Annotated in this window: 10 protein-coding genes and 1 pseudogene; 7 read left to right on the plus strand and 4 right to left on the minus strand. The window is 70.3% G+C overall.

Annotation, left to right across the window (positions count from 1 at the left end; all coding sequences use genetic code 11):
* The first annotated feature begins 12 nt into the window (after positions 1-12).
* The 6 genes and pseudogenes from UC35_RS07555 to UC35_RS07580 form a co-directional block, all read left to right on the plus strand.
* Positions 13-1041 carry an ABC transporter ATP-binding protein gene (locus UC35_RS07555; RefSeq protein ID WP_061497692.1) on the plus strand — a complete coding sequence of 343 codons (1029 nt, stop codon included), beginning with the start codon at positions 13-15 and terminating at the stop codon, positions 1039-1041.
* Positions 1042-1099: 58 nt separating this feature from the next.
* A complete protein-coding gene (locus UC35_RS07560) occupies positions 1100-1906 on the plus strand; it encodes an ATP-binding cassette domain-containing protein (RefSeq protein WP_061497694.1) in 807 nt (268 codons plus the stop codon).
* Between the two features lie 371 nt (positions 1907-2277).
* Positions 2278-3780, plus strand: coding sequence for an ABC transporter substrate-binding protein (locus UC35_RS07565; protein WP_061497696.1), 1503 nt, complete (start codon positions 2278-2280; stop codon positions 3778-3780).
* A gap of 14 nt (positions 3781-3794) precedes the next feature.
* The gene (locus tag UC35_RS07570) at positions 3795-5225 is read left to right on the plus strand and encodes an amidase (RefSeq protein ID WP_061497697.1); all 1431 of its coding nucleotides are present in this window, start codon (positions 3795-3797) and stop codon (positions 5223-5225) included.
* Positions 5215-6543, plus strand: coding sequence for a tetratricopeptide repeat protein (locus UC35_RS23475; protein ID WP_061497700.1), 1329 nt, complete (start codon positions 5215-5217; stop codon positions 6541-6543). The genes UC35_RS07570 and UC35_RS23475 overlap by 11 nt, the downstream gene beginning before the upstream one ends.
* Positions 6507-7247 (plus strand): annotated as a pseudogene (locus tag UC35_RS07580) (alpha/beta fold hydrolase); the annotation flags it as partial. The gene UC35_RS23475 and the pseudogene UC35_RS07580, both read left to right, overlap by 37 nt.
* 16 nt (positions 7248-7263) lie before the next feature.
* Here UC35_RS07580 and coaD read toward each other — a convergent pair.
* Genes coaD through UC35_RS07600 form a run of 4 tightly spaced genes read right to left on the minus strand, consistent with a single transcriptional unit; the run spans position 7264 to position 11165 of the window.
* Positions 7264-7761 (minus strand): pantetheine-phosphate adenylyltransferase, encoded by a 498-nt coding sequence (gene coaD, locus UC35_RS07585; RefSeq protein WP_061497703.1) that lies wholly within the window; start codon positions 7759-7761, stop codon positions 7264-7266.
* Between the two features lie 33 nt (positions 7762-7794).
* Entirely contained in the window at positions 7795-8367 is a 573-nt protein-coding gene (gene rsmD, locus UC35_RS07590) for a 16S rRNA (guanine(966)-N(2))-methyltransferase RsmD (protein WP_082792929.1), read from the minus strand.
* A 10-nt stretch (positions 8368-8377) separates the two neighbouring features.
* Positions 8378-9754, minus strand: coding sequence for a M16 family metallopeptidase (locus UC35_RS07595; protein WP_061497706.1), 1377 nt, complete (start codon positions 9752-9754; stop codon positions 8378-8380).
* Position 9755: 1 nt separating this feature from the next.
* Positions 9756-11165, minus strand: a complete 1410-nt coding sequence (locus tag UC35_RS07600; RefSeq protein ID WP_061497708.1) for a M16 family metallopeptidase — start codon at positions 11163-11165, stop codon at positions 9756-9758.
* A gap of 28 nt (positions 11166-11193) precedes the next feature.
* Here UC35_RS07600 and ftsY point away from each other — a divergent pair, with 28 nt between their 5' ends.
* Positions 11194-12330 carry a signal recognition particle-docking protein FtsY gene (gene ftsY, locus UC35_RS07605; RefSeq protein ID WP_061497710.1) on the plus strand — a complete coding sequence of 379 codons (1137 nt, stop codon included), beginning with the start codon at positions 11194-11196 and terminating at the stop codon, positions 12328-12330.
* Positions 12331-12333 lie beyond the last annotated feature (3 nt).

Here is a 12333-nt window from a genome sequence, read left to right on the forward strand (position 1 = left end):
GCCGCCCTGACCATGGCGCTACTAGAGGTCGCAAACCTGTCGGTCCTGCTGCAGACGCACCGCGGCCCGGCGCGCGCCGTGCGCGACGTCAGCTTCACGCTCGAGCGCGGCCAGACGCTGGGGCTGGTCGGCGAGTCGGGCTGCGGCAAGTCGATCACCGCGATGGCGCTGATGGGGCTGCTGCCGGAAAACGCGCAGGTGTCGGGCAGCATCCGTTTCGACGGCGAGGAACTCACCGGCAAGAGCGACGGCGAGATGGGCCGCATCCGCGGCGACCGCATCGGCATGATCTTCCAGGAGCCGATGACCGCGCTCAACCCGGTGCATTCCATTGGCCGCCAGGTCGCGGAACCCTTGCGGCTGCACCGCGGCATGTCGGCCGCCGACGCGCGCAAGGAAGCGGTCGCCCTGCTCGACCGTGTCGGCATTCCCGATGCGGCGCGCCGGCTGGACGCCTATCCGCACCAGTTCTCCGGCGGCCAGCGCCAGCGCATCACGATCGCCATGGCGCTGGCCTGCGGCCCGCAGCTGCTGATCGCCGACGAGCCGACCACGGCGCTGGACGTGACCATCCAGCGGCAGATCCTGGCGCTGATCTCGGAGCTGGTCGCCGAGCGCGGCATGGCGTTGATCCTGATCTCGCACGACCTGGGCGTGATCGCGCAGAACGTGGCGCGCACGCTGGTGATGTACGGCGGCAGCGTGGTGGAAAACGGGCCCACGGCCGAGGTCTTCGAGCACCGCACGCATCCCTACACGCTGGGCCTGTTCGCCGCGCGTCCCGGGCTGCACACGGCCAAGGGACGGCGGCTGGCGACCATTCCCGGCACAGTGCCGGAACTGGTGGACCTGCCGCCGGGCTGCCCGTTCGCGGGGCGCTGCGCCTTCACCGTTCCCGAGTGCCATGTGACGGCGCCGCCGTCGCATCAGGTGGGGCCGGCGCATCGGGCGCGCTGCATCCGTTTGGACGCCGTCGCCGCGCACAAGGAGCTGGCCCTCACCCCCGCCCACTCCCAGAGGGAGAGGGAGCAACAGCCATGAGCCGCACGGCCGCTCCGAAGGCTCATAGCACCGCAGCCCGCAGGGCGAAGGTTATCCAATGAACGCGCCGCTGCTCCAGGTCGAGGGTCTGGCCAGGGAGTACACGCTGCCGCGCGAGAAGCTCACGCAGCCGCCGCCCAAGGTCCATGCGCTCAACGGCGTGAGCTTCACCATCGAAGCCGGGCGCAGCCTGGGCATCGTCGGCGAATCGGGGTCGGGCAAGTCGACCCTGGCGCGGCTGGTGATGGCGCTGGACCAGCCGACGGCCGGCCGCGTCCGGCTGCTGGGCCGCGACCTGCATGCGCTGCCGCGCGAGGAACTGCGGCAGGCGCGGCGCGACATCCAGATGGTGTTCCAGGACCCCTACGGCTCGCTCGACCCACGCCAGACCATCGGCCGGATCGTCGCCGAGCCGCTGGCGGCGCAGGGTGCGCCGCGCGATGAGCAGCACCAGCGCGCCGCGGACGTGCTGGCTTCGGTCGGGCTGCGCGCCAGCGACCTGGGCAAATACCCGCACGAGTTCTCCGGCGGGCAGCGCCAGCGCATCGCCATCGCGCGGGCGCTCATCACCCGCCCGCGCCTGATCGTCGCCGATGAACCGGTGAGCGCGCTGGACGTGTCGGTGCAGGCCCAGGTGCTCAACCTGATGCAGGACCTGCAGGCGGAGTTCGGCATCACCTACATGCTCATCAGCCACGACCTGGCGGTCGTGCATCACCTGTGCGATGAGGTGGCGGTGCTGCGCGAAGGACTGATCGTGGAGCAGGGGCCGCCCGAGCGCCTGTTCCGCGACGCCCGGCACCCCTACACCCGGGCGCTGCTGGAGGCGGTGCCCGAGCCGGAACCGCCCAGGGCCGCCGGATAAGCTAGGGCCTGTTAGGGCTATGGGAGGGCTCGCGTGACACAGGAAACGGGCGCCATCAAGGCGCAAAGCGCAGCCGGGGCGGGACCCCGGCGAGCATTTGCAACGCCGAGGGCGCCCGTTTCCTGGGTCACCCTTCGGGCCGGTGGCTGGCAGGCCGCAGGGCGTCGTTGCGGCCTCGTTGTGTGCACGAGCACACGGCCTCGGCCGCGCCTAGCCCTGCAGCCTGCCAACCACCGGCGCGAGCCCTCCCATAGCCCTAACAGGCCCTTGCCTCTTGCATTGGCGTAACAATCTGGCCGATGATGCAAGACGAGCCGGAAACGGCAACCAACAGAACGCGTCTAATTTCCGTCTTCGCAGGAGATCAAACCATGATGAAACGCCGCACCGTGCTCACCACCGCCGCGCTGTCCACGCTGCCGCTGGCCCTGCCCCAGGCCTTCGCGCAGAGCCGGAAGGACTCCGTGGTGCTGGCCATGACATTGGAGCCGAGTCCCGGGCTCGACCCCACCGGCGGCGCGGCCTCGTCGATCTCGGAGGTGACGCTCTACAACATCTACGAGACGCTGACCAAGATCAATTCGGACGGCAGCGTGACGCCGCTGCTGGCCGAAAGCTGGGAGGTCTCGCCCGACCTGAAGACCTACACCTTCAAGCTGCGCAAGGGCGTCAAGTTCCACAACGACGAGCCCTTCAACGCGCAGGCGGTGAAGTTCTCCTTCGACCGCGCCGCCGGGGAGAAGAGCACCAACAAGGACAAGCGCACCTTCGCCAACATCACCACGCAGGTGGTCGACGAGCACACGGTGGTGATCCTGGCCAAGGAGATCGACCCCGACTTCCCCTTCCTGCTGGGCCAGGGCACGGCCATCATCGTCGAGCCCAAGAGCGCCGACACCAACGGCACCAAGCCGGTGGGCACCGGCCCCTTCCGCCTGGAGAACTGGGTCAAGGGCTCCTCGATCACGCTGGCCAAGTGGGACGGCTACCGCAACGCCGCCGCCATCAAGCTCAAGAAGGCCACCTTCCGCATCATTCCCGACCCGGCCGCGCAAGTGGCGGCCCTGCTGGCCGGCGATGTCGACGTGTTCTCGCGCGTCACGCCGCGTGCGGTTCCGCAGTTCAAGACCAACTCGAAATTCCAGGTGCTGGTGGGCGGCTCGCGCGCCAAGACTATCCTGGCCATCAACAACCAGAAGAAGCCGCTGGACGACGTGCGCGTGCGCCGCGCCATCGCGGCGGCCATCGACCGCAAGGCGGTGATCCAGGGCGCTGCCGACGGCTACGGCGCGCCCATTGGCAGCCACTACACGCCGGGCGCCTTCGGCTACGTGGACACCACCGGCGTCAATCCCTACAACCCGGAGAAGGCCAAGGCGCTGCTGAAGGAAGCGGGCGTGAAGACGCCGCTCGAGCTGACGATCACGCTGCCGCCGCCGCCCTATGCCCGCCAGGGCGGCGAGGTGATCGCCTCGCAGCTGGCCAAGGTCGGCATCACCGCCAAGCTGCAGAACGTCGAGTGGGCGCAATGGCTGTCCAACACCTACGGCGGCGCGCACAACTACGACCTCACCATCATTTCGCACGTCGAGCCCTTCGACCTCGGCAACTTCGCCAAGCCCGACTACTACTGGGGCTACAAGTCGCCCAAGTTCAACGATATCTACGACAAGATCAAGACCGCGCCGCGCGCGGCCGACCGCGCCAAGCTGCTCGGCGATGCCCAGCGCCTGCTGGCCGAGGACAGCGTGCACGGCTTCCTCTACCAGCCGCAGTGGATCACCATCGCCAACAAGAACATCAAGGGCCTGTGGAAGGACATGCCGATCTTCGTCAATGACCTGTCGGCGCTGTCCTGGTCCTCGCCGGCCTGAGTGCAGGCTGGCAGATGAGCTATCCGCGTGCGCTCCATGAGTGGTCGGCGCCCGCGCTGATCGGCGCCTACCGCCGGCGCGAGCTCTCGCCGCTGGAAGTCACGCAGTCGGTGCTCGGCCACATCGAGCGCTGGGAGCACCGGCTGCAGGCGCTGTACCTGCTGCGTCCGGAGCTCGCGCTGGAGCAGGCGCGCGCCAGCGAGACGCGCTGGCTGCGCGGCGCGCCGTTGGGGCCGCTGGACGGGGTGCCCGTGACGATCAAGGACAACATCGCCACCCGCGGCGACCCCACGCCGCTGGGCACCGCCGCGGTCGAGCTGATGCCGGCCACCGCCGACGCCCCGCCGGCGGCCCGTGTGCGCGAAAGCGGCGGCGTGATCATCGCCAAGACCACCATGCCCGACTACGGCATGCTGTCCTCGGGACTGTCGAGCTTCCACCCGCTGGCGCGCAATCCCTGGGACCTGCGCCTCACGCCGGGCGGCTCCAGCGCGGGCGCCGGCGCGGCGGCCGCGGCCGGCTACGGGCCGCTGCACATCGGTACCGACATCGGCGGCTCGCTGCGCTTGCCGGCGGGCTGGTGCGGCATCTTCACCCTCAAGCCCAGCCTCGGGCGCGTCCCGATCGATCCGCCCTACATGGGCCGCGCCGCCGGGCCGATGACGCGCGAGGTGGTCGATGCCGCCTGGTTCATGCAGGTGCTGGCGCGCGCCGACGCCCGCGACAGCATGAACCTGCCGCCGCAGCAGATCGACTGGGAGACCTTCGACCAGGGCGCCGACCGGCTCAAGGGCCTGCGGATCGGCTTGCTGCTGGAGGCCGGTTGCGGTCTGCCGGTCGACCCGGAGATCCGCGCCGCGGTCGCGCAGGCGGCCCGCCTGTTCGAAAACGCGGGCGCCACGGTGCTGCCGATGAAGCCCTTCATGACGCAAGCCATGCTCGACGGCATGGACCATTTCTGGCGCATGCGCTGCCACGTCGACATGAAGGCGCTGCCGTCCGCGCGCAAGGCGCAGGTGCTGCCCTACATCCGCGAATGGGGCGACAGCGCGGCCTCGATGAACGGCGAGGCGGTGTTCAGGGCCTTCAGCCAGTTCCATGAAACGCGGGTGCGCACGGTGGCGGCCTGCGCGGCCTTCGACTACGTGATCTCGCCCACGTCGCCGGTAACTGCCGCCCCGGCGGACCACGCCTCGCCCACCAACGATCCCATGCGGCCGCTGGAGCACATCGGCTTCACGGTGCCCTTCAACATGTCCGAGCAGCCCGCGTCCTCGATCAACTGCGGCTACACCCGCGCCGGACTGCCGATCGGCTTGCAGATCGCGGGCCGCCGCTTCGACGACCTGGGCGTGCTGCAGGTCTCGCGCGCCTTCGAACTGATCCGCGGCGAGCAGCGTCCCTGGCCACAGCCGCCTTCGGAGGCGGTGGACCATGTGGACTGATTGCCTGGGCAACCCGGTCACGCTGGACAGCGAGCGCAGCCTCCCGCTTCTCAACGACTTCGTCGAAGGCTTCATCGCGAGCGAAGAGCGCGCGCTCAACATCATCGGTGCCGCCGCGTCGGACACCAGCCCGCTCGTGCAGGCCTGCGCCGCCGCCGTCCACCTGTTCGCGGAGTCGCGCGATGCCCCGGCCAACGCGCGGCCCTTCATCGAGCGCGCGCAGGCCCGCGCGCATGAGGCGACCGCGGGCGAGCAGCGCTTCATTGCCGCCGTCGCCGCCTGGGCCGAAGGTGACACGACGCGCGCCTTCGCACTGCACGAAGAGCAGGCGAAGGAGTGCCCGCGCGACCTCGCCTCGCTCAAGCTCGGCCAATACCACGCGTTCAATGCCGGCGATTCGCCCGGCATGCTGCGCATCGCGCTGCAGGCGCTGCCGGCAGCGGCCGACGTGCCCTACCTGCACGGCATGCTGGCCTTCGCCTGGGAGCAGTGCCACCTGCTGGAGCAGGCCGAAGCCGCGGCGCGGCGCGCGATCCAGATGCGCCGCAAGGAACCCTGGGCGCACCACGCGCTGGCGCACGTGATGCTCACGCAGGGACGCCTGCGCGAGGGCCACGAGTTCCTCGCCGGGGTCAGCGGCACCTGGACCGGGCTGAACTCCTTCATGGTCACGCACAACTGGTGGCACCAGGCGCTGTTCGCCCTCGAACTGGACCGCATCGAGGAGGTGCTGGACTTGTACGACACGCGGGTCTGGGGCGTGGTCAAGGAGTATTCGCAGGACCAGGTCAACGCCGTGTCGCTGCTGGCGCGCCTGGAACTGTCTGGGGTCGACGTCGGGGATCGCTGGCAGGACGTGGGCAGCTACCTCGCGCGGCGGCTCGATGACCAGGTGCTGCCCTTCCTGGACATGCAGTACCTGTACGGGCTGGCGCGTGCCGGCCGCGCGGAAGCCGACACGCTGCTGCGCCATATCGAGCGCCATGCACAGCAGGCCCCCGCCCCTGCGCGCGCCGCCTGGCAGCGGGTGGCCCTGCCGGCCAGCCGGGGGCTGCTGGCCCATGCCCGCGGCGAGCACGCGCGCGCCGTCGACGAACTCGGCCAGGCGTTGCCGCGCATGACCGAGATCGGCGGCAGCCACGCGCAGCGCGACCTGTTCTCGCAGGTCTACCTCGACGCCCTGATCCGCTGCGGCCGGCTGGCCGGCGCGCAGCACCTGCTCGCGCAGCAGGTCCGCGCGCAACCCGAGTCGCTGCGCCTGAAGCGCCAGGCCGCGCAGGTGTACCGGGCGCTCGGCCTGGCCGGGGTTGTCCCTTGACGGCGCAGCTGCTGTTGGTGCCGGGACTGGCCGGCGATGCCGTGATGTGGCGCTGGCAGCGCGAGGCCCTTGCCGACTGGCAGCCGCTGATCACCGACGTGCACATGCGGCATGCCAGCATCGAAGCCATGGCATCGGCCTTGCTGGCCGAGCACCCGGGTCCGCTGGCGCTGTGCGGCGCCTCGATGGGCGGCATGATCGCCATGGAGGCCGCGCGCCTGGCCCCCGGGCGCATCGCCGGCCTGGCCTTGCTGGGCACCACGGCGCGGCCGGAGAGCGCGGAGATGCGCCGGGTGCGCGAGGACGCGATCCGCCTGTTCGAGCAGGGCCGCGTCGCGGAGGTGATCGAACCCAATGTGCGCCTCGCCTTCCACCCGGCGCAGGCCGCCGATCCGGCCATCACCGCCGCCTACCTGGAGTTCGTCCTGCGCGCCGGCGCGCATCAACTGATTCGCCAGAACCGCGCCGTGATGGCGCGCCCGGACGCCCGCCCGCACTTGCCGCGGCTCCGGTGTCCTGCGCTGGTGATGTGCGGCGACACGGACCTGCTGGTGCCCAAGGAGAACTCCGAGGAGATCGCCGCGCTACTGACTGCTTCGGAACTGGTGGTGGTGCCGCGCTGCGGGCACATGCTCACCATGGAGCAGCCCGCAGCCGTCAATGCGGCCTTGCGGAACTGGCTGCGACTGCTGCCAGATTTCTGAGACCCCGCTGGCGGCGTTAAGGCGTGCCCTGGCTGCGCACCTTGTCCGCCAGCCGCTGCGCGACGATGGGCGACACGAACTTGTCCACCTCGCCGCCCAGCACCGCGATCTCGCGCACGAAGGTGCTGCTGATGAACTGGTACTTGTCGCTGGGCGTGAGGAACACGGTCTCCACGTGCGGCATCAGACTGCGGTTCATGCCGGCCAGCTGGAACTCGTAGTCGAAGTCGGTCACCGCGCGCAGGCCGCGCACCATGGCCTTGGCGCCGCGGGCGACGACGAAGTCGCGCATCAGCCCCGAGAAGCTCTCGACCTGCACCTGCGGGAAGGCCTTCACCAGCTCGCGCGCCATGTCGATGCGCTCCTGCAGCGTGAACATGGCCTTCTTGTGGTGACCCGCGGCCACCGCCACGATGACCTGGTCGAACAGCTGAGCCGCGCGATGGACCACGTCCTCATGACCCAAGGTCATGGGATCGAAGGTGCCGGGATAGACGGCGATCACGCGGGCCATGGGGATCTCCTGAGCGGCACTTGTTGCGCTGCATTATGCAGCGCGGCGCAGCAGGTGGGCGTGCACGGCGCCGGCCTTGAGGTGGCGGGCCGGCGTCAGGCCGAAGGGCAACAGCGCGGCCTCATCCCACTCGCGCGGCGCCTCCAGGTAGACGAAGCCATCGGGTCCGGCGGCGGCGGCCGCGGCAGCGAGCGCCTGCTCCCAGAGCCCGGCATCGAAGGGCGGGTCGAGGAACACCAGATCGAAACTGCCCGGCGCAGCCCCGGCCAGGGTGGCGAGGCCGTCGCCGCGCTGCACGCGCACGGCCGCAGCGTCCAGCTTGCGCTGGGCGGCCCGCAGCAGCTCGGCCAGTTGCGGGTCCTGCTCGATGAGCAGCACCTGGGCGGCGCCGCGCGAGGCCGCCTCGAAACCGAGCGCGCCGGTGCCGGCGAACACGTCCATGCAGCGCCAGCCGCTCAGGTCCTGGCCGAGCCAGTTGAACAGGGTCTCGCGCACGCGGTCGGGCGTCGGCCGCAGGCCGGGCCGGTCGGGCACCGGCAGCCTGGTGCGCTTCCATTGCCCGCCGATGATCCGCACCTCGCGCGGTGGGGCGCCCCTGCTCTTCATGCGGCCGGCATCAGCGCGCGGCCCCGGCAGGCGCGGCCGGGGCGGCAGGCGCGCCGACCGTCACCGTCACCATGCGGTCCGGATGCAGCTTGCGGCCGAACGCCGACTTGACGTCGGCCGCCGTGACGCGCTGCACCTGCGCGGTCCAGGTGTCCAGGTAGTCCAGCGGCAGGTCGTACCACGCGATGTTGGCGATGTTGTCCAGCAGCTTGCGGTTGCTGTCGATCAGCAGCGGGTAACCGCCGACCAGGTAGTCCTTGGCGGCCTTCAATTCGACCGGCGTCGGGCCGGAGGCGATGAAGCGCGACACCACGTCACGGGCCACCTGCAGGGCCTGCTGGGCCTGGTCGGGGCGGGTCTGCAGGCTGACGGTGAACGCGCCCGCGGACAGGCCGGGCGAGAAGCTGCTGCCGGCGCTGTAGCTCAGGCCGCGCTTCTCGCGCACCTCGATCGCCAGGCGCGACACCAGTCCGCCGCCGCCCAGGATGTAGTTGCCCACGATCAGCGGGAAGTGGTCCGGGTCGTTGCGCTTGTAGCCGGGCTGGCCCATCAGCACATGGGCTTGGGCCGAGGCGAAGGGAATCGACTTCAGTGACGAAGCTTCCAGCGGCGGCACGTCGGGCACGGCGGGCAGCGCATCGCACTTGCCGCTCACCGCGGCGGGCAGGCGCGAAAGGAGCGCGGTGGCCAGGCCATCCGCCTGCTCGCGCGTCAGCGCGCCCACGATGCTCACCTTGGCGCGGCACGGCTCGAGCATCTGGTAGTGCCGCTTCATGTCGGCCACGTTGATGCGGGCAAGCGACTCCTCCGTCACTTCGTGGCCATAAGGGTGCTTGCCGTACACCGAGGCCGCGTAGGCCTTGCCCGCCACCACGCCGGGGCGCGTGTTCGCCTCGCGCACCGAGGCCGCCAGGCGCTGGCGCTCGCGCTGCCAGACCTCATCGGGAAACGAAGGCTGGCCCAGTTGCCGCGCCGCCAGCGCCACGGCCTTGGGCAGGATGTCCGGATAGGCCAGCGTGCGCAGCGAGAAGCTCATGCGGTCCGACGTCGCACTCTCCTCCAGTCCTGCGCCCAGGTCGGCCCAGGCTTCGCCGAGCTGGTTCTCGTCCAACTCCGGCTCGCTGCCATGCGCGGCGATGCCCTTGGCCGTCATGTCCGCCGTGATGTTGGCCAGGCCCGCCATGTCGCCTGGCTCGCGGCGGCCGCCGGCATCGAAGTCGACGCGCACGTCGACGATGGGGATCGAGGGGCTGGCGGCGAAGTAGATCTTCGCGCCGCTGGGCTGCACCCAATGCTGGATCGGGATGGCAGCGCGCGCGGCCAGGCACGCGCAGAGCAGGCAGAGGAAGGCGAGCGCGCGGACCGCGCCACGGGGGTCGTTTGTCATGTCAGTCCCTCACGCCGGCGGGACGCGCGCGCGGCTTGCGGTTGGGGTCCAGCGGTTGCGGGCGCAGGGTGCCCACCGTGAGCTGGTCGTCGCCGAAATACTTGCCGGCCACCGCCTGCACCTGCGCCGCCGTCACACCACGCAGGCGCTCGATCAGGCGCTCCTGCGCATCCACCGGCATGCCGATCACCCACTGCCCGCCCAATTCGTTCGCCTGGCTCACGATGGAGTCGCGCTTGTAGACCTGGCTGGCCACCCACTGGGTCTTGACGCGGTTGAGCTCCGCTTCGGTGACGCCCTCGCGCGCCACCTTCGTCACCTCGGCGCGCAAGGCCGCTTCGACCTGCTCGGGCGTCTTGCCCTTGGCGGGAATGCCGTCCAGCGTGAACAGCTGCGGCCCGCGGCCCCACAGGCCGTTGCCCGCGCCCGCGCCATCGGCCACCCGGTCCGCGCCCTGCGTCAGCGCGCGCTCCAGCCGCGCGCCGCTGTAGCCATCGAGCACCGCCGCCAGCACGGTGAGCGCCAGCGCGTCATCGTTGTCCGGGGTGGATTCGAAGGACGTCAGTTGCGGCACCTTGAACGCCAGCGCCACATAAGCCTGGTCGGCCGGCGCCTTGAACTCGAGGCGGCGGATGCCGGCCTGATCGGGCTCGATGCGGGGCTTGCGCACCGGCACCGCGCGCGCGGGGATCGTGCCATAGTACTTCTGCGCCAGCCGCCTGACCTGCGCCGGGTCCACGTCGCCGGCCACCACCAGAACCGCGTTGCCGGGCACGTACCAGCGCCTGTAGAAATCGCGCGCGTCCTGCGCCGTCATGGACTCCAGGTCGCTCATCCAGCCGACCACCGGCCGGCGGTAGGGCGAGGCCGAATACACCGTCGCATTGAGCGTTTCCCACAGCAGCGCGCGCGGCTGGTCCTCGGTGCGCCAGCGGCGCTCCTCCTTGACCACTTCGAGCTCGCGCTTGAATTCGTCGTCGGGCCACTGGTTGTTGGCGAACCGGTCCGACTCGAGCTTCATCACCTCCTCGAGCTTGCCGGCCGGAATCTGCTGGTAGTAGCCGGTGGCGTCGCGCATGGTGAAGGCGTTCTCGCGCCCGCCCAGGGCCGCCACGCGCTGCGAGAACTCGTTGGGTCCCAGTGTCTTCGTGCCCTTGAACAGCATGTGCTCCAGCATGTGCGCCAGGCCGCTGGCGCCATCGACCTCGTCGAGCGAGCCCACCCGCACCCAGACCATCTGGACCGCCGTGGGCGCGCGGTGATCGGGCTTGACGATCACGGTCATGCCGTTGTCGAGCTTGAATTGCTGGGTATCGGGCGCCTTGGGCGCGCTCTGGGCGAAGGCGGGCTCCAACGCGAGCGCAAGCAGGAGCAGCGGGACCTGGAGCAGTCGTTGCAGGGTGGGTTTCATAGAATTCCGGATTCTAAGAACCGTCCTGATGTTCAGCTTCTTCCGGAAAAAGCCTGCCGCGACCCCCGCGCCAGCGCCCATCGCAACTCCCGAGCCGGCGGCGCCGCCCCCGGCGCCCCTGGCGGCGCCCGCCGAGCCGCCGCCGGCTTCTACCGCCGCGCCCGCTGCGACGGCTGCGCCTGTGGCCGCGCCCGCGCGCGGCAGCCTGATCGGCACGGCCGTCGTCGAGGCCATCGACATCCCGGTGGTGCCCGCCGTCGCGCCCGAGCGCCAGGGCTGGCTCAATCGCCTGACGGTCGGCCTGCGCAAGACCGGCTCGTCCATCTCGCAGGTGTTCACCGGCGGCCAGATCGACGAGGCCTTCTACGAAGAGCTGGAAACGGCCCTGCTGATGGCCGACACCGGCGTTAAGGCCACCCAGCACCTGCTGGACGAGGTCAAGCGGCGGGTGCAGGCCAGCGGCGCCTCGCGCCCGGTGCAGGCCAAGAACATCCTGGTCGATGCGCTGACGCAGCTGCTGCGTCCGCTGCAAAAGGACCTGGTGATCGGCGAACACGAGCCCACCGTGATCATGGTCGCGGGCGTGAACGGCGCGGGCAAGACCACCTCCATCGGCAAGCTGACCAAGCACCTGGCCGACGAGGGCGAATCGGTGCTGCTGGCCGCGGCCGACACCTTCCGGGCGGCGGCGCGCGAGCAGCTCGCGGTCTGGGCCGACCGCAACACCGTGGAAATCGTGAGCCAGCAGGGCGGCGATCCCGCGGCCGTCAGCTTCGACGCCGTCAGCGCCGGCCGCGCGCGCGGCAAGGACGTGGTGCTGGTCGACACCGCCGGACGCCTGCCGACGCAGCTGCACCTGATGGAGGAGCTGCGCAAGATCAAGCGCGTGGTGCAGAAGGCGGAACCCAGCGGCCCGCACGAGGTGCTGCTGGTGATCGACGGCAACACCGGCCAGAATGCGCTGGCCCAGGTCAAGGCCTTCGACGACGCGCTGGGCCTGACCGGCCTGATCGTGACCAAGCTCGATGGCACCGCCAAGGGTGGCGTGCTGGCCGCCATCGCCCAGGAAAAGCCCGTGCCGGTCTATTTCATCGGCGTGGGCGAAAAGCTGGAAGATCTCGAGACCTTCGACGCACGCGAGTTCGCGCTGGCGCTGCTCGCCTAAAGC

This window comes from Ramlibacter tataouinensis (assembly GCF_001580455.1).
In the GTDB taxonomy this organism is placed as follows: domain Bacteria; phylum Pseudomonadota; class Gammaproteobacteria; order Burkholderiales; family Burkholderiaceae_C; genus Ramlibacter; species Ramlibacter tataouinensis_B.